General features: G+C 62.5%; 26 protein-coding genes and 1 pseudogene. 4 read left to right on the forward strand and 23 right to left on the reverse strand.

The annotated features are described in order from the left end of the window. Positions 1–344 precede the first annotated feature (344 nt). The 5 genes and pseudogenes from ACN9MW_RS11355 to ACN9MW_RS11375 form a co-directional block, all read right to left on the reverse strand. Positions 345–740 (reverse strand): annotated as a pseudogene (locus ACN9MW_RS11355) (IS66 family transposase). A gap of 2 nt (positions 741–742) precedes the next feature. After that, positions 743–1,030 (reverse strand): hypothetical protein, encoded by a 288-nt coding sequence (locus tag ACN9MW_RS11360; RefSeq protein ID WP_426170781.1) that lies wholly within the window; start codon positions 1,028–1,030, stop codon positions 743–745. A 103-nt stretch (positions 1,031–1,133) separates the two neighbouring features. After that, on the reverse strand, positions 1,134–1,514 hold the full coding sequence (locus tag ACN9MW_RS11365) for a hypothetical protein (RefSeq protein ID WP_426170782.1): 381 nt from the start codon (positions 1,512–1,514) through the stop codon (positions 1,134–1,136). 24 nt (positions 1,515–1,538) lie between these two features. After that, a complete protein-coding gene (locus tag ACN9MW_RS11370) occupies positions 1,539–2,057 on the reverse strand; it encodes a hypothetical protein (protein ID WP_426170784.1) in 519 nt (172 codons plus the stop codon). Between the two features lie 360 nt (positions 2,058–2,417). Next, a complete protein-coding gene (locus ACN9MW_RS11375) occupies positions 2,418–2,735 on the reverse strand; it encodes a hypothetical protein (protein WP_426170785.1) in 318 nt (105 codons plus the stop codon). Between the two features lie 823 nt (positions 2,736–3,558). On the opposite strand from ACN9MW_RS11375, the gene ACN9MW_RS11380 reads away from it, so the two are divergent. Further along, positions 3,559–5,862: an alpha-amylase family glycosyl hydrolase gene (locus ACN9MW_RS11380; RefSeq protein WP_426170787.1), complete on the forward strand. Its 2,304-nt coding sequence runs from the start codon at positions 3,559–3,561 to the stop codon at positions 5,860–5,862. 46 nt (positions 5,863–5,908) lie between these two features. Here ACN9MW_RS11380 and ACN9MW_RS11385 read toward each other — a convergent pair whose 3' ends face one another. The 12 genes from ACN9MW_RS11385 to ACN9MW_RS11440 all read right to left on the reverse strand — a co-directional run bounded on the left by ACN9MW_RS11385 (position 5,909) and on the right by ACN9MW_RS11440 (position 16,781). Then, the gene (locus ACN9MW_RS11385; RefSeq protein WP_426170789.1) at positions 5,909–6,259 is read right to left on the reverse strand and encodes a hypothetical protein; all 351 of its coding nucleotides are present in this window, start codon (positions 6,257–6,259) and stop codon (positions 5,909–5,911) included. Between the two features lie 15 nt (positions 6,260–6,274). After that, on the reverse strand, positions 6,275–6,634 hold the full coding sequence (locus ACN9MW_RS11390) for a hypothetical protein (protein ID WP_426170790.1): 360 nt from the start codon (positions 6,632–6,634) through the stop codon (positions 6,275–6,277). 12 nt (positions 6,635–6,646) lie between these two features. Continuing rightward, on the reverse strand, positions 6,647–7,573 hold the full coding sequence (locus ACN9MW_RS11395) for an NAD(P)H-hydrate dehydratase (protein WP_426170792.1): 927 nt from the start codon (positions 7,571–7,573) through the stop codon (positions 6,647–6,649). Then, entirely contained in the window at positions 7,570–8,334 is a 765-nt protein-coding gene (locus ACN9MW_RS11400) for a histidine phosphatase family protein (RefSeq protein WP_426170793.1), read from the reverse strand. The genes ACN9MW_RS11395 and ACN9MW_RS11400 overlap by 4 nt, the downstream gene beginning before the upstream one ends. Positions 8,335–8,549: 215 nt before the next feature. Next, positions 8,550–12,089 (reverse strand): pectinesterase family protein, encoded by a 3,540-nt coding sequence (locus tag ACN9MW_RS11405; protein ID WP_426170795.1) that lies wholly within the window; start codon positions 12,087–12,089, stop codon positions 8,550–8,552. A 31-nt stretch (positions 12,090–12,120) separates the two neighbouring features. Next, complete coding sequence (locus tag ACN9MW_RS11410; RefSeq protein WP_426170796.1) at positions 12,121–12,690, reverse strand: PEP-CTERM sorting domain-containing protein; 570 nt, start codon at positions 12,688–12,690, stop codon at positions 12,121–12,123. 344 nt (positions 12,691–13,034) lie between these two features. Next, positions 13,035–13,346, reverse strand: a complete 312-nt coding sequence (locus ACN9MW_RS11415; protein WP_426170798.1) for a hypothetical protein — start codon at positions 13,344–13,346, stop codon at positions 13,035–13,037. 32 nt (positions 13,347–13,378) lie between these two features. After that, positions 13,379–13,915: a YcxB family protein gene (locus tag ACN9MW_RS11420; protein ID WP_426170799.1), complete on the reverse strand. Its 537-nt coding sequence runs from the start codon at positions 13,913–13,915 to the stop codon at positions 13,379–13,381. Continuing rightward, entirely contained in the window at positions 13,902–14,345 is a 444-nt protein-coding gene (locus ACN9MW_RS11425; protein ID WP_426170801.1) for a TIGR02594 family protein, read from the reverse strand. Before ACN9MW_RS11425 ends, ACN9MW_RS11420 begins: the two co-directional genes overlap by 14 nt. 85 nt (positions 14,346–14,430) lie before the next feature. Beyond that, positions 14,431–14,886 carry a type II toxin-antitoxin system RatA family toxin gene (locus ACN9MW_RS11430; RefSeq protein ID WP_426170802.1) on the reverse strand — a complete coding sequence of 152 codons (456 nt, stop codon included), beginning with the start codon at positions 14,884–14,886 and terminating at the stop codon, positions 14,431–14,433. After that, positions 14,880–15,374, reverse strand: a complete 495-nt coding sequence (locus tag ACN9MW_RS11435; protein ID WP_426170804.1) for a GNAT family N-acetyltransferase — start codon at positions 15,372–15,374, stop codon at positions 14,880–14,882. Before ACN9MW_RS11435 ends, ACN9MW_RS11430 begins: the two co-directional genes overlap by 7 nt. A 9-nt stretch (positions 15,375–15,383) precedes the next feature. Continuing rightward, the gene (locus tag ACN9MW_RS11440; RefSeq protein ID WP_426170806.1) at positions 15,384–16,781 is read right to left on the reverse strand and encodes an L-cystine transporter; all 1,398 of its coding nucleotides are present in this window, start codon (positions 16,779–16,781) and stop codon (positions 15,384–15,386) included. 107 nt (positions 16,782–16,888) lie between these two features. Here ACN9MW_RS11440 and ACN9MW_RS11445 point away from each other — a divergent pair, with 107 nt between their 5' ends. After that, positions 16,889–18,520: a methyl-accepting chemotaxis protein gene (locus ACN9MW_RS11445; protein WP_426170808.1), complete on the forward strand. Its 1,632-nt coding sequence runs from the start codon at positions 16,889–16,891 to the stop codon at positions 18,518–18,520. On the opposite strand, the gene ACN9MW_RS11450 is transcribed toward ACN9MW_RS11445, so the two are convergent. The 4 genes from ACN9MW_RS11450 to ACN9MW_RS11465 form a co-directional block, all read right to left on the reverse strand. After that, positions 18,439–18,636 carry a DUF2970 domain-containing protein gene (locus tag ACN9MW_RS11450; RefSeq protein WP_426170809.1) on the reverse strand — a complete coding sequence of 66 codons (198 nt, stop codon included), beginning with the start codon at positions 18,634–18,636 and terminating at the stop codon, positions 18,439–18,441. The genes ACN9MW_RS11445 and ACN9MW_RS11450 overlap by 82 nt on opposite strands. Before the next feature lie 82 nt (positions 18,637–18,718). Further along, the gene (locus ACN9MW_RS11455) at positions 18,719–19,468 is read right to left on the reverse strand and encodes a hypothetical protein (RefSeq protein ID WP_426170810.1); all 750 of its coding nucleotides are present in this window, start codon (positions 19,466–19,468) and stop codon (positions 18,719–18,721) included. A gap of 58 nt (positions 19,469–19,526) precedes the next feature. Continuing rightward, positions 19,527–20,351, reverse strand: a complete 825-nt coding sequence (locus ACN9MW_RS11460) for a GGDEF domain-containing protein (RefSeq protein ID WP_426170812.1) — start codon at positions 20,349–20,351, stop codon at positions 19,527–19,529. Between the two features lie 167 nt (positions 20,352–20,518). Further along, positions 20,519–21,118: an IMPACT family protein gene (locus ACN9MW_RS11465; RefSeq protein ID WP_426170814.1), complete on the reverse strand. Its 600-nt coding sequence runs from the start codon at positions 21,116–21,118 to the stop codon at positions 20,519–20,521. Positions 21,119–21,214: 96 nt separating this feature from the next. Between ACN9MW_RS11465 and ACN9MW_RS11470 the strand changes: the two genes are divergently transcribed. Beyond that, positions 21,215–22,828 (forward strand): hypothetical protein, encoded by a 1,614-nt coding sequence (locus ACN9MW_RS11470; RefSeq protein WP_426170816.1) that lies wholly within the window; start codon positions 21,215–21,217, stop codon positions 22,826–22,828. Continuing rightward, complete coding sequence (locus tag ACN9MW_RS11475) at positions 22,818–23,933, forward strand: sterol desaturase family protein (RefSeq protein WP_426170818.1); 1,116 nt, start codon at positions 22,818–22,820, stop codon at positions 23,931–23,933. The genes ACN9MW_RS11470 and ACN9MW_RS11475 overlap by 11 nt, the downstream gene beginning before the upstream one ends. Here ACN9MW_RS11475 and ACN9MW_RS11480 read toward each other — a convergent pair. Together ACN9MW_RS11480 and ACN9MW_RS11485 are read right to left on the reverse strand one after the other, a co-directional pair. Next, complete coding sequence (locus tag ACN9MW_RS11480; protein WP_426170820.1) at positions 23,845–25,194, reverse strand: APC family permease; 1,350 nt, start codon at positions 25,192–25,194, stop codon at positions 23,845–23,847. The two genes, ACN9MW_RS11475 and ACN9MW_RS11480, sit on opposite strands and share 89 nt — an antisense overlap. After that, positions 25,178–26,242 (reverse strand): aromatic ring-hydroxylating oxygenase subunit alpha, encoded by a 1,065-nt coding sequence (locus ACN9MW_RS11485; protein ID WP_426170821.1) that lies wholly within the window; start codon positions 26,240–26,242, stop codon positions 25,178–25,180. The genes ACN9MW_RS11480 and ACN9MW_RS11485 overlap by 17 nt, the downstream gene beginning before the upstream one ends. Positions 26,243–26,253 lie beyond the last annotated feature (11 nt).

Genomic DNA, 26,253 nt, shown 5'->3' on the forward strand with positions numbered 1-26,253 from the left:
TGTCGGGAGAACTCAAGGAAAAAGCCTGCAAGGCGCGAACCTTGCAGGTTTTTTTGTCAGCTGTGAGGCTGTTGGCTATTACATCATGCCGTCCATGCCACCCATACCGCCTATGCCGCCGGCTGGCTTGTCTTCTACGACTTCGGGTAGGCGTCCAGCGAAGCCACCTGTTCGGTGGAGTTAAGCTGGCGTAGAGTTCGGGAATGGCAGCAACGAATCGATCTGGCTGTTCGCGCACGTCGGGAGACATTCCAATATGCTAGCCAGCCAATGCAGCGATTGAGACCATTGAGCCTGGCGGTGCCGAGCAAAGTCTGGATGGCGGCAGCGCGTCGGCCGGCGCGCTACGAGCCGGCGAAGAACCAGTTTTTCTTGCCGATGGCAATCGGGTGGACCGTATTCTCGATTGCGTTGTTGTCGATCGGGGGCGTGCCCGAGTCGGCGTAACGCACCAATGTTGGCCAGCGCTTGAGCGAATGCTCAATGGCTTTGCCAGTACCGCTGCCGGTGGCCACGACCTTCTGCATGCTCACCAGCCACGCGTGCAGCGCCCCCAGCGCAGGCTATGCATGCTCTTGCCGCATCCGCAGGCGTTCGTCGGCGTTCATGTTTTTAGCTTGCTGCTCAATGGCATACAGGGCGGCGATGCGCTGCAGTGCTTCCGCAGCTACTGGGCTGCCATTGGCAGCGGAGGCAGTCCAGTTGACTGCATTGTTGGGCAAAGCATCGCTAAGCTTCAAAGCTAGATCCTTGAGAGGAATTCAAGGCCACCTATACGATGTCCGGTGAGGACATCGACGATGACAGTACCAAAATGGGGGTGTTCAAGAACGACATTTGTTTCGAACTGCCATTCTGCACCAGCAGCATGTGCATTTTGCGCTGAGATGTAGCGAACGTATGCTGCGCTTTCCCAGGCGCCGGCCCCGCAGTCTTCCAGCGCGTGCGGAAGCCACGGGTATTCCGGCGCTTGAACCCTTGCAATCGCAGCTAGAATTTGCGGCGTGAATCCACAGCTCAAATCAGCCATGTCATTTCCTTTGCGGCCCAACGTTGGACGTAACCGGCCGCAGCAGCGCGCAGCGATGCGGAGGTCCGGTTGACGGAATTGTTGGGCGATTTTAGGCAAGTGCTCACTTGGGGTTGATCCAGTGACGAATAGCTTTCCCGCTGTGACTTACCATGATGTAGGTTTGGCCACCGAACCGGCTTTGGCAACACCCGACCTCCCAACCTTCCTCATTAATTTGCAACGTAAATGCAGGCTTCCAACGCAAGGAATTGGCATTTGCGTATTCACGAGCAATCACCAACGCGAGCGCGGGTTCTAGTCTGTCCGATTCGTCTAGGACCCGCCCATTCTCGCCGTTGATCCGAGTGATCGTTTCATTCTCAGCTTGAACTTGCCACTCACCTGCATCGAAGCCAATAAAAAATGGCGGTCGCCATGCCCAGCTTCGATCCTTTGCGGTGGCGCAAGCAGTCCTAAACACTTCGATTTCATCAATGGTCATGGCTGAAGGGCGCAACCGTCGAGCTCAGTGGCGACGCTGTGAAGCAGCGGCATCCACTGGGGCGTCAGGTTCGGCAGGTTGAAAAAGCCACGGCTCGCCTTTTGTGCAGCCAAGCATCAGGCGCCTTTGAGTAAACAAAAAACGGTTTACGCGAGAACGTAGGTCACCAATTCGGAAGGACCAAACAGGTCTTTCGCAAATGCGCAGGCTCCATTGATCATTTGTGCCGTAGAACCCGAAATTCAGCTCAAGCTCGGCCGGGCTTTCAACATCTTGAAGGAACCCGAAGTAGTCAGGAGTCGACACGATGTCTCGGACTCTTCCCTCGTCGTCAATCAGATGAAACCAAGTTCTCACGCCGTCAAAGTAGTCGTAGTTTGTAACAAAAATGGTGAAGGCGCCGCACAAAAACTGTGCGGCAATCTCATCTCCATCGACCACCACCCAGGTTGGTTTTCCATCGCGAACCAACCGGCGTTTGAACGCTCTGAAAGGGTACCAAGCGGGAAGCACTTGAAGTGAATATCGTTCAATCGGTTTCATGCGAATTTCTACGCCGAATGTGGCGCTAACCGGCGGCTGGAGGGCGCAGCGCGTAAGTCGTTCGGTTGAGCTAGATGTTGGACACGCGCGTGAACTGGCCGAGAAGGCTCAGACGATAGCGTGTCTGCGAATGCGCCAACACGAACGGGCGCAAAACGCGCATGCTGGCCCCTGCCACCGACCTGGGAGCAGCCAGCGGCCCAAACGCCACCGATAGCCACGGAGGCCGAGCAGTGGGCCTTGGAGCCAAGCGGAGAGGACGAAGCGTGCATCATGTTCACAGCGATGACCAACGTTCAAAGTAGCTGGCCTCAGGAACGGGCAGCGTGGAGGCAGTCCAGTTGACTGCAATGTTAGAGATTAGTCGGCAATCCCGTACAGGCCAAGTTGTTTCCATTTTGCGTATGACAGTACCGAGATCAGCTTATGCAAGAAGGCCTCTTCATCAGGGCGCAAGTCCAACGTGAGCAGGGGGAGCAATTGCGGAAGTGCCTGCTCGATCTCTGCGACAGAAAAAGCCTGATCTTCTAAAAGATTGGAGATCCGTTGAACGAATGAAGATTCGACTCGTTCAAGCAGACGCAATATGGCTGGAAGTTCGGCGAACTCAATTCCACCCACTATATCCGGCGCGTCCTTGACCTTGCTCCCTCGGCCAACTACCAAATCGTATGCCATTGGTGATCTTTAACGTGGTTGTTCAGCGGCGCCCTCAGGCATCCGCTGGAACTTGTGGTTGGGACGGCTGTCTTGCATCCGACTGGCATGGCCTGGATTCTGCCAAGAGCCCCTCGCTTCCGCCGACTCCCGCCAAACGGATCGCCTTGTGGCACTCCGGGCAAATAACGAAGTATTCGCTTTTCGCAGGATCGACCGTGGCTGACCCTCTGCGGAGAGTGAAGTTGGATTCATGAGACGCGCTTTGATCAAGTGGGCAAATAGTTTCAGCGCTCATAGAAGCTCCCAACGTGGTGCTAACCGGCGGCTGGAGCGCGCAGCGCGTAAGCCGTCCGGTTGAGCTAGATGTTGGACACGCTCGTGAACTGGCCGCGAAGGACCAACCGACAGCGTGTCCGCGAATGCGCCCGCACGAACGCGAGCAAACCGCGCGTGCAGGCCCCTGCCACCAAGCTGAGAACTGCCAGCGGCCCAATTGCCAGAAGTAAGAGCTGAAGCCTGCATCATGTTCAAAGCGATGACCAACGTAAAGTCGACGTCAAATTGACGTTTTAATAAATTTCATAATGCCGTCTTTTGGCAATTTATGCAATGCCAAGCCCCAGGTTTTGGCAATCTGCGCGCATAAAACCTCCCAAATTTAGATAAAAGCGTCGATTGGTAGGCTTCGAAGGCAACTACGGCTGAAGGCGAGCAAAAAAGATGGGTGTAGTTGAATTACGTCACGCCAATTCAGCTTGGTTGAGTAAACAAAAGCTAAGGCGCAAAATCGATTCGCTGTTACGTAGTAGAAGTACATAAACCAATAAAATAGGGAGATTATATGAAGGTTCGCCGTGCCCTCGGGTTGGCGACGTTGGGCTGCGCCATGCTTGGCAGTCCGCTCGTCGTTCGAGCCGCAATCAATGCCAACAATCTCGGCGCCGCCTATGACGCCACGAAATCCAGCATCAACTTCAAGATCTACTCCAGCCGTGCCACCCGCATTGACCTGTACCTGTATGGCGCCGCCACCGGCCAGCAGGAAAAAGTAAGCTTGCCGATGACCCTCGGCACGGGAGGCATCTGGAGCCTGAACGTCACCAGCAGCCAACTGGCCGGCTACGGCATCACCGGTACCGTCTACTATGGCTACCGCGCCTGGGGACCGAACTGGCCCTATAACGCGACATGGGCCAAGGGCTCATCAGCCGGGTTCATTGCGGACGTCGACGCCAATGGCAACCGCTTCAATCCTAACAAGCTGTTGACCGATCCCTATGCGCTGGAAATCAGCCATGATCCGACCACGTCCACAATGAGCAACGGCACGATCTACGCCAGCGGCGCGCTTTACCGCAACATCGACAGCGGCAGCAGTGCTCCGAAAGGCATCGTGCTGCAGGGCGATGCCCAATCGATCGGCACCAAGCCCACGCGCGCTTTCAAGGACGATATCGTGTACGAAGCCCATGTGCGAGGGCTGACGAAGAACGACAGCAGCATCACGGCCGCTTATCGCGGCACCTACAAAGGCGCGGGGTTGAAAGCGCCATATCTCGCAAGCCTTGGCGTGACCGCAGTCGAATTCCTGCCGATGCAGGAAACCCAGAATGACACGAACGATGCCGATCCAAATTCAAACACGGGCGACAACTACTGGGGCTATATGACCCTGAACTACTTTGCGCCGGATCGTCGTTACAGCTACGATCGGACGGCCGGCGGCCCGACCCGCGAGTTCAAGGAAATGGTGAAAGCCTTCCACGACAACGGCATCAAGGTGTATATCGACGTGGTCTATAACCACACGGGCGAGGGCGGCCAGTGGAATGCCGGCGACAAGACCACCTACAACATCTATGGCATGCGCGGGCTCGATAACCCAACCTATTATTCGCTGACCAGCGACTTCCAGAATTCCTGGGACAACACCGGTGTGGGCGGCAACTACAACACGCGCAACATGGTGGCGCAGAACCTGATCGTCGATTCGCTGGCTTACTGGCGCGACAAGCTGGGCGTGGACGGCTTCCGCTACGACCTGGCTTCGGTGCTGGGCAACACTTGCCAGCATGGCTGCTACAACTTCGACAAAATGGATAGCGGTAATGCGCTCAACCGCATCATGGCGGAGCTGCCGGCACGCGCGGCCGCTGGAGGCAGCGGTGTTGACCACATCGCAGAACCATGGGCAATCGGCGGCAACTCTTACCAGGTTGGCGGCTTCCCGACTGGCTGGGCGGAATGGAACGGCATCTACCGCGATGTGATCCGGCAGGACCAGAACAAGATGGGGCAGGTGGCCATCACCCCCGGCACGCTGGCCACGCGTTTTGCGGGTTCCAGCGACTTGTATGGCGACGATGGACGCAAGCCCTGGCATTCGGTGAACTTCATCACAGCCCATGACGGCTTCACGCTCAAGGATCTGTATAGCTGCAATTCGAAGAACAATACCCAGGCCTGGCCTTATGGCCCAAGCGATGGTGGCGAGGACAATAACAACAGCTGGGACCAGGGTGGCGTTGCGGGCGACCAGCGCAAGGCCGCGCGCAACGGCATGGCGTTGATGTTGTTGTCGGGTGGCGTGCCGATGATGGTGGGCGGTGACGAGTCGCTTCGCAGCGTCAACTGCAACAATAATCCCTACAACCTGGACTCCGTCGCCACGTGGCAGAACTGGAGCTGGACTGCGGACCAGTCCAATTTCCAGTCCTTTACCAAAGGCCTGGTCGCGTTCCGCAAAGAGCACCCTGCGCTGCGTCCTGCGAATTTCTATTCTTCGACGGACGGCAACGGCAACGTGATGGAGCAACTGCGCTGGTTCAAACCGGATGGTGCAGTGGCCGATGCGACGTACTTCAATGACAGCAATAACCACGCGATTGCCTGGCGCATCGACGGCAGTGAGTTTGGCGACAGCGCTTCCGCCGTCTATGTTGCCTACAACGGCTGGAGCGGCAATGTGAACTACACGCTGCCGTGGCCGGGTACGGGCAAGAGCTGGTACCGCGTGACCGACACTTGCACCTGGGCCGAAGGCCCCGGCCAGGTTCGCACGCCAGGCGCGGAAGACTTCATCGGCGGCGAAAACTATGTCTACGGCGTTTGTGGCCGCGGCTTGCTGCTGCTGATTGCGAAGTAGAAAGCTTGGATGGGTAAAACGCCGACGCTGTGACGCCGGCGTTCCGCTATCGGCCTGGTTGCTGGCCGCTGGGCGGCGTTGACGTTCCCGGTGTGTTGGCCGGGCTGGTCGCAGGCGTCGCGCCGCTGGCGGGGGCCGTTGGCTGCGTGCCCTGGGTGGCGGCGCTGCCGCCGCTGGCGCCGCTGGTCGAATTGCCGGCGCCGGTGGCAGGCGGGCTGGGAAGCGCGGCTGCTGGCGCTGGTGCGGTACCGGTGCCGCCAGTATCCGGCGTGGTCTGGGTTCCGATGCCTGTTGGCGGGTTGGCAGGGCTTTCGGCGTTATGTTTGCTGCAGGCCGGGAGGACGGCTGCAAGCAGGGCGCCCAGCATCAGGGCGCCCGCATGGCGGAGAATCGGCATGGCAGGGCCTCCGTTCTAATAAGTTGGGCGTCGATCGCGCTGCATGTCCTTCTGGTCTGTCTTGTCGGGCACAGTGGACGGCGGCTGGGCGGCGCCTGTGGTGCCTTGCGTGCCGCTGGTCCCGCTGGTTCCTGGCGTGGCTCCGCTTGCTGGCGTTGTCGTGGTGTCTGGTGCTGGCGTCGTGGAGTCGGACGGTGGCGTGGTTGGCGTCACGGGTGCCGGGGCAGGGGTTGCCGGCGGCGGCGTTGGCGTTGTTGTTTCTGGCGAAGTTACCGGCGCAGGCGTCGTGTCTTCCGTGCGGTTTTTGCAGCCGGCCAGGCCGGCGGCCAGGACTGTGCCCAGCAACAGGGCGCCTGCTTTGCTCATGGTGTTCATCTTGAATCTCCTTTATTGGGCAGCCAGCACCCGCAACAATGCCGGTACTTCGGCTGCAATTTCACGCGCCAGGTAGCCCAGTGGGCCGCAACGCAGCGCCAGTTGCTCGCCGGCGGCCGCGTGCAGCACCACGCCCCAGGCCGCAGCCTGTTCCAGCGAAGCACCACGCGCCAGCAGCCCGGCGATGATGCCGGCCAGGGTATCCCCCGAACCGGAAATGGCCAGGCCGGCATTGCCGCCCTGGTGTTGCCACAGCTTGCCGTCCGGCGTCGCCAGCACCGTGGTAGCACCTTTCAGTGCGAGGACGGCATTCCAGCGGTCGGCAGCGGCTTGCGCGGCGCCATGCGGCTCCCGCTCGATATTGCCGCGCACACCGCCCGTCAGTCGCGCCAGTTCGCCGGCGTGGGGTGTCAGCAGTACAGGCGTGGAAAAACGGAAGTGCTCCCAATCGACTGCTTCGTCCAGCAAATGCGGCTCGCCACGCGGATGTACCGCGCACATGGCGATGGCATCGAGTACGATGGGAATGGCGCTGAAGCGCTGCAGCAGCTGGTGCACCAGTTCCACGCAGCTGGCTTCGTCCTCCATGCCGGGGCCGACCAGCAAGGCATCAGCCTTGCCGGCCAGTTCAGCGAGGCGGCGCGCGCTGTCGGCCTGGAAGCCGTGTGCCGCGGTTTCGCCCAGGCTGATCACGCGTGCTTCGGGGATGGCGGCGCCCACTTGCGGCGCCACGCTGGCAGCGGTAGCGATGGTCAGCTTGCCGGCACCGGCGCGCAGGGCCGCTTCGCCGGCGAGGATGGCGGCGCCGGGCATTTCCGCCGAGCCGGCAACCACCAGCACGTGGCCGCGCACCTCCTTGTCGCCATCGAAGCCGGGTTGCGGCAAGGGCCAATCGCGCAGCAGGGCGGGAGCCAGTTCGATCGGGGCGGCGTTGCTCATGGTTTCGGCGCGGCCGGGACGTCCGGCTTGTCGGTGACGGGGGTGCCGCTGTCTTTCAGCGGGGCGACGAAGTTTTCCAGCTCCAGCACCAGCTTGCCGCGTTTGCCCGCTTGCGGATCGAACTGGTAGGAGGTCACGCCGCAATTCGGCACATCGGCCGCGCGGTCGATGGCGAGAATGGTTTCCTCATCCAGCCGCTCGACCAGGTAGCGGAAGCAGTTCACGATCACCTGGTGGCCGATGATCAGCACGCGCTCGCGGCGGTATTCGCGGGTGATGGTGTCGAGCACACTGCGCAGGCGCAGGATCACATCGCACCAGCTCTCGCCACCGGGCGGTCGGAAGTAGAACTTGCCGACGTGTTTGCGCTGTGCCGCCAGGTCGGGGTATTTCTCAGAGATGCCCAGTGGTGTCAGGCGATCGGTAATGCCGAATTCCTTTTCGCGCAGGCGTTCATCGGAGACCACGGCCAGCATGTCCTCAGGGCCGAGGCATTGCAGCACCGCTTGCGCCGTCGCGCGGGCGCGCAGGTAAGGCGAGTACAGCACGACATTGGGCTGCTGCCCGGCGGGCAAGGCCGCGAACCATTGCGCCAGTGCGTCCGACTGGCGCATGCCCAGTTCGGAGAGGGGGACATCGACATCGCGCTCGGCAATGTCGATCAGCAACTCATTGGCAGCCGTGGCAGCATCACGCGCCACGTTGCCGGCACTCTGGCCGTGGCGCACAAGCCAGATCTGTTGCGGCCATTTTTGCTCCATCGCATACCTTTCGGTGGATAGCCAAAAGCCTATGGTAAGCGATGCGATGGCAGGGCGGCACACAATCCCCGCCAGCAAGAATTACAGCCGCGCCCGTGTCACACCCTGGGGTCACACCCCAAGTGTGACACGGGCTCAGCCAAGCCGTAGTCGAGGCCGTGTCACTTTCGGGGTGTGACCCCAAGGTGTGACACGGGCTCGGCTGGTGGGGCGGCTTAGGGGTTCCAGCCGGCGCCGTTGTTGTAGGCGGCGAAGAGTTGGGCGCGGGTGGCGAAGCCGGCAGCGACGTCGGTGGCGCTTAGCTGGTAGCCGCCGACGCGCGTGGCGAGGTTGAGTGGGGCGCCGGACAGGTCGGTGCTGCCGTACTCGCGCCAGCCGCTGCCGGCATTGGGCACGGCCGGGCTGGGCGCGGGTTGGCCGTTGACGCCGGCACCGGCCCAGCCGACTGGCGCAACGTGGCTATCCATCTGGCAGTTGATGAAGGCGATGTTGTCCCATACGCTTGCGTTGCCTGAACTGCGTGCCAGGTAGGTGGCGCCGTTTGGCACGTCGCCGTGCGCGGGGCCAGGGCCGGGGCCGTGCGTCAGGCGGCTGTTGAGGAAGACGTAGCCTTTGTCGCTGGCATTCGGTACGCGCGCTTGCAGGACATACCCGCCGCTGCTGGCGCTGGTAGTGTCGCCGACCGAGCGGATTTCGCTTTCTTCGAACAGGGCTGCGTGGCTGCCTCCCCAGATGAAGTCGACATTGCCCGCCACCAGCGTGCGGTAGAACCAGGACCAACCTTTCAGGTTCAACGTGTCTTGTTCGCTGTAGAAGGCGGCGTCGCGCGCAATCAGTCGGCCGTTGTCGTTGTTGAAGTACAGCGTTTCCGCCTGTGCCGAGATGTTGGCGGCGCGCAGGGTGGTGTTGCGCAGGGTGAGGGTGTCGAGCAGCAGCATGTCCGAGGTTTCCACCAGCATGACGGAACGTCCACCTGCAGCAGTGGCGCTGGTGCCTGGAGCTTGGCTGGCGCCGGTGCCGGGATTGAGGGTGTCGTGGTTGGTGTATTGGATTACCGTGCCGTCGCGGCTTTCACCGCGCAGGGTGACTTTGTCCTTGCCCCGCAGGTAGAGCAGTTCGTTGTAGCTGCCGTTGCGGATCGTGACCGTGGCTGGCGTGGCCTTGTCCACGTTCTGCATCAGGAAGTTCAGCGCTCCCTGGACGGTGGCGAAGTCGCTGCCGGCATCGGCGCCGACCACCAGATCCGGGCCCGCCGGAGCCGCAGCCTTTGTCGTGAAGGACCAGTTACCCAGCTTGCCGATGCCGACGAAGGGTGTACCGCCCAGCGTGGCGCCATTGAATACGCCGTTCGCTATCGCAACGTAGTATTCGGTTGCGTAAGCGAGCTTGCCGTTGTGCGGCTTGATTGTCACGACGTTGCCGTTGATCGTAATCGGATTGGTATTTATTTTGCGTACTGCCGCCTGGCCGGGGTAGCCCAGTTCATCGCTCTCGCCGGACAGCTTGATCACGTCGACCAGCGCATCGTCCATCTTGCGGAAGATGCGAATGGTGCCGCTGCTGCCCAGTGATGGCGTGCTGTCGAATGCCAGGCGCAGGCTGGCGTCCACCTGGGCCTCGCCCTGTGCCGTAGCGGGGGAGGCGCGGTCGGCCAGGGTGTAGGTTTGCGTCGGTTGCACGAATTGCGCACCAATGGTGGCGCTGATCAACCGCACCAGCGTCGGGTCGCTGTCGCTGGTCACGCGCACCGTGGCGTTGCCGGCGCTGACCGGCGTCAGTGCCAGCGTGTTGCCGCTGATGCCGACTGCCAGCACCGCCGGGTTGCTGGAACTGGCGCTAAAGCTGTCGGCCGATCCATCGGGCTTGACGGCGGTAACAGCCAATTGCAGCGGCGCGTCGCCCGCTTCGGCGGTGTAGCTCGTCGTGGCGGGGTTGAGCGTCAGTTGCGAGGGCTTCAGGCTCGGGTCGCCAATCCGCACGTCGTCGATCTGGAAGGATTTGTTGGCGGTGTACAGGCCGACCAGTCCGCGCGCGCTGAAGGCGGTGTCGGTCACGGAGCCAAGCGACTCGCCATCGAGATAGACCGTCAGCGTGCTGCCGATCATCTCGAAGCGCACGGTGTAGAACACCGAATCCATATTGATCGGCTTGCGCACTTGCTTGGGGCGGGTCAGCGCGCCGTTCAGCATCCTGGCGATTTCAACCTGGGTGCTGGTGTTGGCGCTCTGGACATTCAGGCCGGCGCCATACCAGTTGCTGGCGTTGGTGTAGCGCGTAATCAGGTAGAGCTGCTTGTTGCCGGTGGTGCTGTTGGTTTGCGGCTTGATGCGCGCTTCGACAAAGTAGTCGCCGCTCGGCACATTGGCCATGGCGGCTGGCTTTAGCAGGGCCAGCACGCCGCCGGTGGTGGCGGCGGTGTACTGCATCAGCATATTCGTCGCGCCGACCGCTTCCGCCTTGACGCTGAAGCTGCCGTTCGCGCCGGCCACGGGCAGCAAATCCCAGTTGGCGGAGGTGCCGGACTGGAAGTCGTCGCAGAAGTACAGGCCGCTCGGCGGGCAGCTCAGGGTAAGGATCGGCGTGCCGCTGGTGTCGCCCGTGCCGCTGATGCTGGTGGACAGCTTGCCGGCACCGGCCTGCGCCAGCGCGTTGGCCTTCACCAGGGAGGTAGGGCGCACGCTGTAGGTATATGGCGGCGTCCACGTCACGTTATTGTTGATGGTGCATCCTCCAAGCAGGGTGCCGTTCAGCAGCGAGCCACTGTCCTTGAAGGCGCCGGTGGCGGCGCCGCCCGGATTGACCACGATATTGCTGCAGCCCTGGGCTCCGGTGATGTCGAACACGTTCGATTGCGACAGGATCCTGGAGTTGTAGCCGGCGCCGATGCTGTACAGGTTCGCATACACCGCGGCATCTCGGCTGCCGGTGAAATAGTTGTTAAACAGGTGGACCTGGCCGTAACGCACGCGCGGTGCGCGGCTGGACACGTTGCGGAAGACATTGTTGCTGAAAGTGACGCGCAGCTTGCCTTCGTCGGCTGTGGCGCCGTCGCCCGAACCGATCAGGTTGTTCTTGTGGTGCTCGCCGAACACGTTGTACGACACTGTCACGTAGTCGGATGCGTTGGTGATGTCGAGCGCCCCATCGTGGCATTGTTTCAGCTGGCCGTTTTCGATCGGCAGCAGGTTGTCCGTCATCGGAGCGTCAGTGAATGTATTGTGGTCGATCCAGACGTGGTCGGAGCCTGAAACGCCGATCGCGTCATAGGCCGAATTCCATGCACCATTGGCGCCGTCGTTCGGGTCCCACACCGGCCCCACGTCGCAGGGCGCAACGATCTTCAGGTTGCGGATGATGATTTGCGAGACGCCGACAAGCTGGATATGGCCGTTGACGATGCCTGCGCCGGCTCCAGCACCGACCAGGGTCGTATTGCTTTTCAAGCGGATCGCGCCGCGAATGGCCTGGTCGCCCGTGTTCGCGTAAGGCACGCCTTCAGTCATGTCGATCGTGCCGGTGATCTTGATGATCTTGGGATTGATGCCGCCGTTATTGATGGCGTTGACCAACTGGGCGCGATTGCTCACGCTGTAGATTTGCGAAGCGATGGCGGCTGAGCCGCCGGCGGTTCCGCCAGCTTGGCTTGCCCAGCCGTCGGCCGGGGCGGCGACGCGCGCCGGATCGTCGGCCGCCTGCGCGGGCAGGCATAACGCTGCAAGCAGGGCGAGCGCGATCCTGAAACCTTTGAGTTCCATAAGATTCTCCTTGGGGGAAAGGGGGACAGTGTCAGCTGCGTCGTGTGCGGCGGCGGCCTGCCGCCAGCGCGGCAAGGCCGCCCAGCATCAGTGCAGCGCTGCCCGGTTCCGGCACGGCGGTGGCATCCAGCTGGGCCGTGATGCTGGCAAATTCGGTCCAGGTGGTGCCGCTCAGGTCGATGTCGATCGAGTTGCCGTTGGCGCCCAGCGACAGGATGGGCAAGCCGCCGATGCCGCTGGCGTCAAGCAGTTTGAAGGCGGTCAACGGTGCAGCCAGGGTGCTGCCGAAGTCAAAGTGGAACTGGTATGTACCCGGCGTGACCGCGTTATTTGCGATCACGGTCAACAGGCCGCTGGCGTCGAAGTCGAAGCCGAACATGGCATCGGCGCTGAGGAATTCGACGCCGGTGCCGGTTGGATCAAGGGCGGTGGTGTTGGCGCCCGGTTCGGGTTGGAACAGGTGGTCAAGGCCGACGATGGTGTCGGGCGAGCCGTTGTAGGTGGCGGTGATGACGGCATCCTGCAAAGGTAACGGTGCTGCGTGCGCAATTCCGGTGGCGAGTACGGCAGCCACCAATGTCTCCATTATGGTTTTTCTCATCGTGTGCTCCGGTGGGGCTGAATAGGCGTGCCTGATCGGCACTGCCGATCTTATATTGGCCTGACCAATATTTCAATCAATCAGGCCAAATGTGATGCGGTCAGACCACGTTGCCTCGCGGAAATACAAGTCATTCTGTCGCGACCATTCAACACTCCACGCCACGAAGGTGTCATCGCCCGCAGCGCAGCGGCTGCAACCACAGGACGTAGCAGTGCTTAAGCCAAGGCAAGCGGTACCAGACAAGCAAGCAAGAGCGTTCCGCATAACCCGGGGGCTGCAAGACACGCCTATCGAGCATTAACTTTCGCATGACAGGGAAGCATTAATGTCAGCGTCATGCCTCATGGTGTCCGGCCTTGAGTCAGGTTGGACCATAAGACAAGTGCGCCTTCGCGATCAACTGGCGAGAGCCTCGTTGATTCCAGTACTTCCGACATATCCGAGTCTGAATACTTTGTGTAGAGCGCATAGCCATTCGAAAAGATCGAGATGCTATAAAGCGGGCCAGACGCCGACCCGCATTCAATCCAGGCATCGGGGTGGTCGGCGTCGGCTTTCTCAAAGAGCTCGTCAAGCGCGGTTTCCATTTCCGCTATTGTCGGATTGCGCAGGGAACTTCCGAATACCTTGGTGAGAGTAATCCATTCGTGCATGTGGTCCTCGATACAGATACGTGCCTGAAGCGTCAGGCTACATTCTCGAATTTGGCCGTGAAGCCAATCACTTTGCCCCCTGAAGCTTGAACAGCCCTCAGCACGAATACCTGCATTTCCGGCGAGACCGTTTCAAGAGGCATTGTGATGAACTGCGCCTTGGAAAACAACAGAAGCCAGAAGCCGGGAAAACACCATATTTCGACAACCGATGACCACTGCATGGTGGAGCTTCCAATGCCCGACGAAACTGAAAACGTCGATGCGTCGGCAGTGAAGACCGCTTGCGGCCTTCCCATGTCATGCAGCTTTGCCATCACGCTGCGATAGTGGACCACATAGATTGCCAGAACAATGGCAAAGGCAAACGCCAGAGCGGCGCCAAGGGCGCCAATGAACCAGGACGATTCACCTTCAACGAGCAGCCACACGAAGGCAATGGTGGCGAATGATAGTGCCAAAGGAAGGCTTATGCCGACTGACCGGCGCCAGAACGCCAGCACTGCTCGACGGAGGAGTTGTTTGTCATAGGTGAGCGTGGCTTGATGGGACATATTATTGGAGGCCACTGGGCCACCTGTAGGCGAGAACCATGGACTTTGGATAGAAGTGTTCCCGTACCTGTCCAAGCTGATTACCTCCGAGGAGGTAAACGAATTCTTGGTCTTCCCTCAAATAGAAGCCTACGTGTCCTTTCCAGCTGGCCGGATCATCTCGCCAAAGAACTGCAACGCAACCAGGTACCGGACGTTCAATTTCCTCACCCCACTCAAGCCACGATCTGGCGAGAGCAGACGCCGTACCGGCAATGCCCGCTTGTGCAAACGACCAATTGACGAACGATGAACACCAGGACACTTTGTCATCGTAACCTTCGATATTGGTGCCTGCGTGGTATGAATTGATTCGCGGGTTGCTCGAACCGACGGGGTATGCTGCGATCCCCAATTCGCCGATAGCGATTGCCAGCCAAGGTGGAGTGTTCAATTGAGCGGTCAACTTAACAGGTCAGGATTAAATTCTAGCCAGCGTCGTGCTTTTGCTATAGAGGGCGTAGTAGTACTGCTGTACTCTGCCTCTGAGCTCAGAGTTGGCTACGATAGTTCGCTGCCGCATACTGCTGAAGCGCGGCGATACGCTTGCGCGTCTCTCGCTTGAAAAAGAACACTACCGCTGGAGTCAGCAGCCAGGATAGCCAGCGCGGCTTGGTCGTGATGTTGTATGAGAAAAGAACCCTGGTCCTGTCGGGGCCGAGTTCCTTGAAATTCCACCCGCCGGCAAATTTATCGAAGATGTATGGGCCCTTGATCAGCTTCACGGCCGCAACCTTGTTGGGCTGGTAGGACACGTAGACCGTATCCATGCTAAGGCCATTGGCCGCAGTGCAGCGAACCAGTTCGCCTTGCGCAGCGTCCGTCGCATTGACCAGGAATGCCTCTGTCGTGAGAGGATCCCACTTTGCCCTCAGGTCGTAGTCCTGGGTGAGCTTGAACAGGTATTCGGCACTTGCGCCGACTTCGAAGTCGTAACGTATCAGCATAGTGAGCGTAGGTAGAATCTGGTATCGACTGCCATTACCGGGAAGGCAGGAGGCAATTCGCACTGGTTTATTTCGGTGAAGCCGTTCTTCTCGTAGAAGCGATGTGCCGCGACGAATGCATCGGTTGTTCCAAGATAGACTTTGTCGATCCCCTGGAGGCGCGACCATTCGAGCAAGCTATTGAGAAGATGCCTGGCCACGCCATGCTCGGCGCCTCGATGGGATTGCGAGACGAACAGTTTGCGCAAGGCGGCCTGGCTGCTGCCGATGTCCAGCAGGGCAATGGTGCCGACGATGGCGCCTCCATGCTCGGCCACCCAGAAGCCACCGGCGCCGTGCTGATAGAAGCTCGGAATGTTCAGCAGGTCGGGCTGGGCTTCGAGCGTGATCGGAATGCCGAACTCGGATTGCTGGATCGGAAGGATCACATCGATGACGGCTTGAGCGTCAGCAGGTGTGTATTGGCGAATGCGTAAGGTCGACGTCATATTGACGGTTTACGCCGCGGCCTGGGAATCGACCTGCAACTCCTGGTCGCTGGCGAATGCCGCCATATTCGTTTCGCCCATCACGCGGCTGGTGACGGTGCCGGCGGCGATGGAGCCGCTGACATTCAGCGCCGTCCGGCCCATGTCGATCAGCGGTTCGATCGAAATCAGCAGGCCTGCCAAGGCCACCGGCAGGTTCATTGAGGACAGCACGATCAGCGCCGCAAAGGTCGCACCGCCGCCAACGCCGGCCACGCCGACGGAGCCGATGGTGATGATCGCCAGCAGCGGTACCAGGAACGAGGCGGTGAAAGGATCGATTCCGACCGTCGGCGCGATCATCACGGCCAACATGGCGGGATAAATGCCGGCGCAGCCGTTCTGGCCAATGGTGGCGCCAAACGACGCGGCGAAGTTCGCGATGCCTTCCGGCGTGCCCAGGCGCTGCGTCTGGGTCTGCACGCTCATCGGGATGGAGCCTGCGCTGGTGCGGGACGTGAACGCGAAGGTCAGCACCGGCAGGATCTTCTTCGTATAGCGCAGCGGATTGAGGCCGCTTGCGCTGACCATCGCCAGGTGCACGCAGAACATCAGCAGCAGGGCGCAGTAGGAAGCCACGACAAAGCCGATCAGGTTCAGGATGTCGGCATAGCTGGAGCTGGATACCACCTGTGCCATCAGCGCGAACACGCCGTAGGGCGTCAGGCGCAGCACCAGCGTCACCATGCGCATCACGATGGTGTGCGCCACGTGCACGGCATGGTCGAAGGAAGTGAAGTGCTCGGGCTTTTTCTCCGCGATGCCGATGGCGGCCACGCCGATAAACACTGCGAACACCACCACCGCAATGGTCGACGTCTTGCGCGCGCCGGTCATGTCGAGGAAGGGGTTGCTCGGGATGAAGGAGAGCAGCATGTTCGGCAGCGAAATCGACTGCGCGTCGGCCAGCTTGCCTTCCAGGTAGGCGCCGCGCGCCACTTCCGCCGCGTTCGACGCCAGGCCGGCCGCGCTCAGGCCGAATACCTTGGCCATCAGGATGCCGATCGCCGCCGCCACGGTGGTCGTCAGCATCAGGGTGCCGATGGTGAGGGCACTGATCTTGCCCAGCGAGCTGGCGTTGCGCAGCTTGAGAATGGCCGAGACGATCGACACCATGATCAGCGGCATGACGATCATCTGCAGCAGCTTGACATAACCGCTGCCGACGATATCGAGGTACTGGCCGGTCACCTTGACGATGTCGCTGCCGGCGCCGTACAAGGTTTGCAGCCCGGCGCCCAGTACAACACCCAGGCCCAGCGCGCTGAACACGCGCACGGTGAAGCTGGCATGGCGTTTCTGCTGCATGACGAGGAAGGCCAGCACGATGGCGGCGACGGCCAGGTTGAGGATCACTTGCAGGTTCATGTAGGGTCGGCGGCTTATATTCTGGAATCGACAGATTCTAATTGAATTGGTGTAGTCTTGCCTATTTGCAGTGCCGAGGTTGCAGAGTCGCTACGAAAGGAATAGCCATGTCGAAGCAATCGATGAAGGTGGGCACCCGGCTGGCGCTGGGTTTTGGCCTGGTGCTGGCGCTGATGGCCGGCGTGTCGGGCCTCGGCATCTTCAACATGCACCGCATCCACGCCCAGCTCGAGAAAGTCGTGCGGCTCAATGTGGCGAAGCTGACCTATGTGCAGGACATGTCGGAGGCGGTGCATGTCGTGGCACGCGTCACGCGCACCCTGGTGCTGCTCTCGGACGAAGCGGCAATGCAGCGCGAACTGCCCAAGATCCAGGCCGCGCGGGCCCAGTACGACAAGGCGCAGGCGGCGCTGGAAGCCTTGCCTGCCACGGAGGAGGGCAAGGCGATCCGCGCCCGCATTCGCGCGCTGCAACAGGAGTCCCGTCCATTGACCGACCAGCTGCTGCGGCTGGCCATGCAGCACAAGGATGACGAAGCCGTGGCCCTGCTGATGCAGAAAGCCGGCCCCGCCACTCAGCGCTGGCAGGACGTAATGGATGAAGACGTGCAATTGCAGCGCCAGCATAATGCCAGGGACGCTGCCGCCGCGACCGAAGCCTATGCCGCGGCCCGCAGCATGATGCTGGTGATGAGCGGCGTGGCGCTGGTGGCCGGCGTGGTGGCCTCTACCCTGATTGCGCGCCGCTTGCTCGGCCAGTTGGGCGGCGAACCCGATGTGGCGGCCGAAATCGCCGGCCGTATCGCTGCCGGCGACCTGACCGTGCATGTGGAAACCCGCCAGGACGATGAAGCCAGCATGATGAAGGCCATGAGCATGATGCGCGACAGCCTTCTGCGCATCGTATCCGAAGTGCGGCAGGGGACAGAGACCATCAACACCGCCGCTACCCAGATTGCCGCCGGCAACCTCGACCTGTCGTCGCGTACAGAACAGCAGGCCAGCGCGCTGGAGGAAACCGCGTCCTCGATGGAGGAGCTGACCAGCGCCGTGCGCGAAAACGGCAACAATGCACGCCAGGCCAACGAACTGGCCGCGGCGGCGACCGCGGTGGCGCAGCAGGGCGGCGCCGTGGTGGGGCAGGTGGTGCAGACCATGGGCTCGATCAGCGATTCTTCGCGCAAGATCTCGGACATCATCGGGGTGATCGACGGCATTGCCTTCCAGACCAATATCCTGGCCTTGAATGCGGCGGTGGAGGCGGCGCGCGCCGGCGAGCAGGGGCGCGGCTTTGCCGTGGTCGCCACCGAAGTGCGCCAGCTTGCGCAGCGTTCGGCCGCTGCGGCCAAGGAAATCAAGGACCTGATCGTCAATTCGGTGGAGCAGGTGGACCAGGGCAGCGCCCTGGTCGCCCGGGCCGGCAGCACCATGGATGAAGTGGTCGCTTCGGTGCAGCGGGTGTCTGAGATCATGCGTGAAATCACGGCCGCCGGCGATGAGCAAAGCGCCGGCATCGAACAGATCAACCGGGCTGTGACGGAGATGGATACGGTCACGCAGCAGAACGCCGCGCTGGTGGAGGAAGCCGCATCAGCAGCGGATGCGCTGAAGCAGCAGGCCGCCCACCTCGATACGCTGGTGGGCGTGTTCAAGCTGCATCACGATGTGGCCAGGCGTACCGCAAACAGCAGGATGGCGACGAAGCAGCTGGCCGCAATCAGCCCGCCTGCAATGACGTAGCCGGGACGCAGGGCGCCGGCGTCGCGCTCGAAATCGCTGCGCCGGCGCAGTCCGATGAAGGACCAGGCAACGGCCAGCATGGTTTCGCCGAAGCTGCGGGGTTTGGTGTCGTCCATGTCGTATCCTTTCGAGGTTGGGCCTATTGTGCGCCGGCCCGGCCTCGAAAAACAGGCGCAGAAGCGCCCGGAAACGACCGTATCAGTTGGCAGCCGGCTGGCCGCGCAGCCGGGCCAGGGCCTTGAGCAGTTTGCCGCGCTGGCCCCCGGTCCAGTCCAGGCGCAGCAGGTCGGCATCGCCCAGCGACTCCAGGCTGGCCGCCGCCTCGTCGCTGCCGCCGTCCGCTTCTTCCAGCATTTCCTCGTACAGCTCCGGGTAGGCCTGGATGCGCAGCATGACTTCGTCCGCGACCTCGTCTTCCACCAGCGTGTCGCCCCAGGCGAGCAGGCGTTCGGCCAGCTCGGACAGCGCGGCGTGGCGCTCGGGCGACGTGGCCTGCTGTTGCAGCAGGTCGAAACTGGCCAGGGCTTCCTGCAGCTGGCGGGTGCAGGCCGAGACGTGGCAGGCGTAGGTGGCGAATTCGCGTGCCAGCGGACCGCCTTCGGCGATCTGGCGCCAGCTCGCCAGCATGGCGTCGCCGCCCAGCACCGGGCCGGCGCCGGGCACTTGCCAGGCCTGGGGGGCGGCCAACTGGCGCAGCTGCACTTCGGCGCGCCCCAGGCAAACCTGCAGGTCGTCAAGGCGGCGTGCATAGGCGCTGTTGGCGCGCGACGCGCGCAGCCTGTCCAGCAGGTGAATCGGGATGGCTTCGCGGCCGCGCCATCGGGCCACGGCTGGCAGGGTGGCGGCACGCGGCGCGGATGCCGGTGCCAGCAGGTGGTTCATGGCGCGCGCTCCGCGGCTACGCAGCAGCCAGGTGTCGCCAGGTTTGAACTGTATTAAAGAGTCCATCACAACCTCCCTCGGGCTTTGAGGGAATTCTGAACCTTTTATCAAGCCCCCGCAAGCCTCAGCCAGCGCCGATGATGCGATTGCGGCCGGCGCGCTTGGCCTGGTACAGGGCGTCGTCGCCGCGTTTCAGCACGTCTTCGCAGGATAGGTCGCCGGCGCGAAAGCAGGCCAGGCCGCCGCTGATGGTGACGGAGTCGCCAATGCAGCCCAGGGCTTGCAGGGTTTCCGCGATGCGCAGGCGCAGGCGTTCGGCAATGGGCGTCGCCTGTTCGCAGGTGGTGTGTGGCATCAGGACCACGAACTCGTCGCCGCCCAGGCGGGCCGGCGCGTCGGTCGTGCGCAGCTCGCGCTGGCACACGTCGGCGGTGGTCTTGATCACCATGTCGCCGGCCAGGTGGCCGTGTTCGTCGTTGACGCGCTTGAAGTGGTCGATATCGAAGATCAGCATGGTCATCGGGGTGGCGTAGCGCTCGAAGGTATCGAAATGCTCGGCCAGCACGCTCATCAGCTTGCGCCGGTTCAGCAGGCCGGACAGCGAATCCACTTCGCTCTGCATGCGCAGCTGAACTTCCAGTTCCTTGCGCGCCGTGATGTTGCTGGCCACCCACAGCACGGCATCTTCGTCGTCAACCTGGAAGTCCAGCGCCTGGAGGCGGCCCTCGAACCACAGGCGGTAGCTCGGACCGCTGCCAGCCTGCCCCTTGATGTCGCCTTGCACCAGGCTGTATTCGACAATGTGCAGGGCGCGCCAGGCCAGGGCGGTTTCGATCTCTTTCAGGAACCAGCTGGCCTTGTCCGGCGTCAGGACGTCATGGACGGTTTTGCCGATCAGGTGGGTGCCGTCGTGGTAGTACCGCAGGTCGATGCCGCCAAAAATAGCCATGTAACGGCCGCTGCGGGTCAGGACGAACGCAGGGTCGGGCAGGGCATTCAACAGCGATGAGAGTTGATTGCCAGAAAATAGTGTTTCATCGCGCATGACTATGACAGTATCGAGACCCGCCCAATAACGCAAAAATTGTTAATAGGAAATTATTTAATTGTAACTATTTAACTTTCATCGTGTCGTGCCTGCCACGCGAGCTGGCCGCTGGCTGCCTCGTTCAGCTGGGCCGCCAATGCCGGCGCGGCGGCCTGGGCGATGCGGAAAGCCAGTGATACGCGCTGCCCGTGGCTCACTTCCAGCAGGATGGCGCCGGCGGCGGCCAGTTCACGCCGCACCATGCCTTCCAGCGAGTAAGGCAGGGTGCAATGCACTTCGGTATAGCGCACGATGGCGACTTTTTCCACTTTCATCAAGGCCTGGGCCACGGCATCGGTATAAGCTCGCACCAGGCCGCCCGCGCCCAGCTTGATGCCGCCGTAATAGCGCACCACGGCTGCCAGCACGCCTTCCAGGTCCTGGTGGCGCAGCACGTCGAGCATGGGGCGGCCCGCCGTGCCGCCGGGTTCGCCGTCATCGACTGCCGCCGACTGGCCGCCGGCCAGCAGGGCCCAGCACACATGGGCCGCAGCGGGGTGCTCGGCGCGCAGGCGGGCCACGACGGCCTGCGCCTCGGCGCGGCCGGTTACCGGAGAGACAAAACCGAGAAAACGGCTCTTCTTTACAATCAAATCGCTAGTCGCGGGAGATATAATGGTTTGTGGCATGGGGCCAACATGATACAGCTTTGCTGAACAGTTAACGTCCGGCTTCCCTTACAATGCCGTTGCAATTTGTTCAACTTGGTCTACGTGGCGACGTTCGTGGCAACTTATCGGATCAAAACCCTTGGCGTACAAAGCGGCTTCCTGCAGGAGCGGGTCGAGGCACGCCTGATGCTTTTGTTCCGCCGCCCCCTGGAGGCGGTGCGCCCGATCACGGCCGGCAATGGCGCGATCGTGAAGAAGGGCGTCGACTGGGCCATGGCCGAGCGCTTCCGCGACGCCTTGATGACCTGCGGTATCCGCTGCGAAGTGGAGGAGGAAAAGGCGCCGCCCCCGCGTGCGACGCTGGCTGAATACGCCGTGCAATTGCAATCGCACCTGGAATTGCTGGACCCGGGCCGGCGCTGGACTTTCATGGCGGCAGAAGGCGAACTGTTTGGGGTGCCCGGCCCGGAGTCGCCCTATCCGCTTGAACTGCTGGTGCCGCTGGAGAGCATGTACCAAGAATGGCTGGGCGCATCGCTGGCCGCCAGCGAAGACCTGCTGCGGCACACCGCAGGCATGGTCCTGATGGGAAATACGCCCGGCATGGTGGAGGAGGCCGTGCGCCACCTGCTGCCGATCGTGCGCAACAGTGCGGAGCGCGGGCAAGCCATGCTGGCTGCCGCCCGGGGCTACTCGCCGCTGCTGTTCCGTCCCATTTGCGAGGGCCTGGAAATGGGCCTGGCCTTCCACCGCGGCACGGTGACCCACCGCGTGGCACGGGCGCATCTCGAGGCCTGGGGGCTGACCGAGGATGCCGCTTTCGAAGCTGCCTTCGCCAATTTGCGCGCGCGCTCGACCGCGCCGCTGCTGTCGTCCCCGCAAGGTGTCTTTGCCGGCGGATGGGAAGATGGCTACAGCTCCTCGCGCATGCTGCTGCCTGAATTGATCAAGGCGGCCGTTCCGGATGGACGTCCGGTCGTCATGGTGCCGACGCGCGGCATGCTAATGGTGTGCAGCGACCAGAACCTGGTGGCGATGGAGGCGATGCTGAAGGCCGCTATCGAGGCCATGCGCGAAGAGAAAATGGTCATGCCACGCCTGCTGCGCCTGGTGGACGAGCGCTGGCAGGTCTTCGTGCCGCCAAGCCTTGAGCGGCGCCTGAACAGCCTGGCCAAATACGTCGAAGGCAATGATTACCGCTTGCAGAAGGAACTGCTGAAAACACACGAATGGGCCAGTGGGCGCAATCGCTGCGTGGTCACCTACCTGGTCGGCAAGCTTGGCCCGGAGCAGGTCCGCACCAGCGCCTGCACCTGGACGCGCGACATGCCAAGCCTGCTGCCGAAAACCGACCTGCTGTACTTTGCCGATCCTTCCAGCCTGGACCCGCCGATTACCGTGAGCTGGGACGCCGCCATGCCGGTGGTGGGAGCGCTGATGCAGCGCACCGACGATTACCCGCCGCGCTATTTTGTCGAAGGCTTCCCGAACGAGGTGCAGTTGGCGCAACTGGCCGATATCGCTGCCGGCGCGCGGCGCGAAGCAAAGGCGAAGGCCCTTGCCGCCGCCCAGGCTGCACAAGCGGCCATGGCCGCGCAGAACACCCGCCCCATGCTGGACTCGCGGCGCATGCAGACCGTGGCGGCAGTGCTGAACCGTCCTGTCGGCGAAGTGCTGCGCAGCGCGCTTGGCCGCAAGGCCGGCGCCAAAACCGCGCATGCTCGATAACAATGCACTGGTGGCTGCGGCCACGCCCGTCTTTCTTGTCATGATCGCTGCCGAAGCCTGGCTGGCCCATCGCCGCCGGCTGCAGGCCTATTCGCTGGCCGACAGCCTGACCAGCATGGGCTGCGGCATCTGGACCGTGACGCTGGAAGTGTTCACCAAATCCGCCATGCTGCTGGCCTATGGCTGGGTGTTCAGCCATTTGTCGCTGTGGCAGTCGGCGCCCGCGTCGGCCTGGACCTGGGCGTGGTCGTTTGTCGCCTTCGATTTCGTCTATTACTGGGCGCACCGCTGGTCGCACGAAATCAACTTCCTGTGGGCCGTGCATTCACCGCATCACCAGAGCGAAGAGTTCAACCTCACCACGGCGCTGCGGCAGGGCGCTTTCCAGGATCTTTTCCACGCGCCGCTGTTCATGGCGCTGGCGCTGCTCGGCTGCCCGCCGGGCGTCTTCATCATCCAGCTCACGCTGAGCAAGTTCTACCAGTTCTGGATTCATACGCGCCTGGTTGGCCGGGTGCCGCTGCTCGAGGGCATCCTCAACACGCCCAGCGCGCACCGGGTGCACCATGCCGTCAACGACGTCTACCTCGACCGCAACTACGCCGCCACGCTGATGATCTGGGACCGCCTGTTCGGCACCTATATCGAAGAAGGCGAGGCGTGCGTTTACGGCGTGCGCAAGGGCGCGCCGGGCTGGAATGCGGTGCGGGCGCAATTCGCCTGGCCGGCCGTGATGTGGCGCGATGCGCTGCGCACTGCGCGCTGGCGCGACAAGCTTTCGCTGTGGTTCCGCCGCACCGGCTGGCGTCCCGCCGATGTTGCCGCTGCCGATCCGTGGCCGGCCTTCTCGCTGCCTGCGGGCCGCCTGTACAGCGCCACCCGTGCCACAGCCGGCGGTGCGCGCTGGACCTTCGCCGCGCTGTCGATGTTTGCTGCCGCAGTGGCCATGCAGAACCAGCTGGTCCTGCATGCCGCCACGCTGTCGCTGGCGGCCAGGCTGGCGCTGGCTGGCGCCGTTACTGCGGCGCTGCTGCTGGTGGCGTATTGCCTGCAGCCTGTTGCGCCTTCTGCCGCCAACGCACCAGCCAGAACACGGGCAGGCTGACCGCACCCAGCGCCATGCCCCACCAGAAGGCTTCCCTGCCCATGCCGTAAAAGGCCCAGAGCGAAAAAACGCAGCTCATCACCGCACTCAGGGACAGCGCTGCCCCTCGCGCCAATACGCCGCGCCGGTGCAGCCTGAATACCGCCGCGCCGCCGACCAGGTAGAGCGGCATGCTGGCTGCCGTGACCACCAGCGTCAGGAAAGTGAAGGCCTCGGCCGTCGAGCGGCTGTAGTTCATTGCGATCATCACGCTGGCCAGCGCTCCCACCAGCAGCAGCGACCAGGCTGGCGCGCCGTGGCGGTTGGGCGCTTTCAACATGGCGGGGAAAATGCCGTGGCGAGCCATCGACGCGGTCACTTCGCCCGCCAGCATGGTCCAGCCATTCAGCGCCCCCAGGCCGCTGAAGATGACGGCCGTCGCCAGCCAATGCCCGCTGCCGCCATCCCAGTAGCGGCGGAACAGGTCGACGAAGGGGGCGTTGGAGGCGGCCAGCTCGGCCTGCGGCAGCAAGAGCATGGGAATCGTGCAGACCAGCACATACACTGCTGCCGCGACCAGTGTGCCGGCAATCGTGGCGCGCGGGATGGTGCGCTCCGGCTCGTGCACCTTGGTCGCAGGCAGCGAGGCGCATTCCACGCCCAGCATTGCGAACAGGGCAATGGTGCCGGCTGCGGCGGTGCCGTCCAGCGTGAATGGCGTGGGCGGCAGGTGCGCCGCGTAGGCGGCGCTGTCGGTTCCCAAGATCCACACGCCCAGCAGCACGATGGCGCTCATCGGCAGCAGCTTGAGCGCCGCCGACACCAGTTGCACCCGGCCCGAAGCCAGCGCACCGCGCAGGCTGACCAGCACGAAGAACCAGATGATGCCCATGGCCGCCAGCGGCGGCAGGGCCGGGTGCGCGGACAGCGCCGGCGCCAGCGTTGCCAAGTAACCCACGATGCCGATCGCCAATGCGGCATTGGTGACCCAGATCGACACCCAGTAGCACCACATGGTGAAGAAGGCAACGCCGTTGCCGAAGGCGCGCCGGCAATAGCCGTAAGGCCCGTCCTCGTCCGGCATGGCGCGCGCCAGGCGGGCGAAGACGTGGGCGATGAACAGGCAGCCGATGACGGAGATGGCCCATCCCGCAAACGCGTTCCTGCCGAACGGCGCCAGCGCGGCGGGCAGCATGAAGATGCCCATGCCGATCATATTCCCCACGATCAGGGCTGTGCACATCCAGAAGCCGAGCGGCTTGGCCTTATCCGTGGCGTGCATAGGCCGCGCGCAGCAGGTTCTGGAAATGCCACACGCCGCTTTCGCGCCTCGGGTTCAGGCGCCCGGCGGTGTATGAGCCGGATGCCAGGCCTTGCTGGACGTGCTGGCAGATGCTGATGTCCTCGGCCTGGATCTCGTCGCTGAAGGCTTGCTCGGCCTGCGCCCGCGCCTGCACTGCCGGATCGTCGGCGTAGTAATAGTCGAACTCCACGATGCACTGCCTGTGCCCGGCCGGCAGGATGCGGTTGGTCTGCAGCCGGCCCGGTGTGATGTTCAGCATGATGTTGGGGTAGATAAAGTAGTACCAGGCATTGCCGTCGCCGTAGATTCCGTCGTTGTTGCGCAGCGGCGAGTGCTGCAGCGAATGCCATTGCGCCAGCTCGGTGTCGTAGGCGCGGTAGTCGAGCACCTGCGACAGGCCGGGATGGACGAAGGGCAGGTGATAGCCTTCGAGGAAGTTGTCGACATAGACCTTCCAGTTGCATTCGAGCTTGTAGGTGTCGCGCTTGGCGAAGCGCATGGACGACACGCCCGCCGGGGCGATGCGCTCGGCGATGCCGGCAAAGACCTGTTCGAACGGCGGCGCGGCGGCATCCAGCGCCACGAACACCAGCCCCTGCCACTCGCGCACCTGGATGCGGGGCAAGCGGATCGCCGACTTGTCGAAGCCGGCCGCGTCTTGCATTTCGGTGGCCGCACGCAGTGTGCCATCCAGTTCGTAAGTCCAGCCGTGGTATTTGCAGTGCAGCGCCCGCGCGCCCTTGCCGTTACAGGTCGCGAGCGGGCCGGCGCGGTGGCGGCAGACGTTGAAGAAAGCCTGCAGGCTGCCGTCGCCCTGGCGTATGATGATAATCGGCTTGCCGGCAATGTCGCCGACGACATGGTCGCCGGTTGCACTGAGCTCCCCGGCGTGCGCCGCCAGTTGCCAGGTCGATCCGAACACTTCCCGCAGCTCGAATTCCAGCCATTGCTGGTCGGTATAGAAGCTGGCATGCAGCGCGCGGGCGCGTTCCAGCGGCTCGATACGGCAATGCTCCTGCAGGGTCATATGTGCTCCGC

Source organism: Pseudoduganella sp. R-34 (genome assembly GCF_049904655.1).
Classification (GTDB): Bacteria; Pseudomonadota; Gammaproteobacteria; order Burkholderiales; family Burkholderiaceae_D; genus Rugamonas.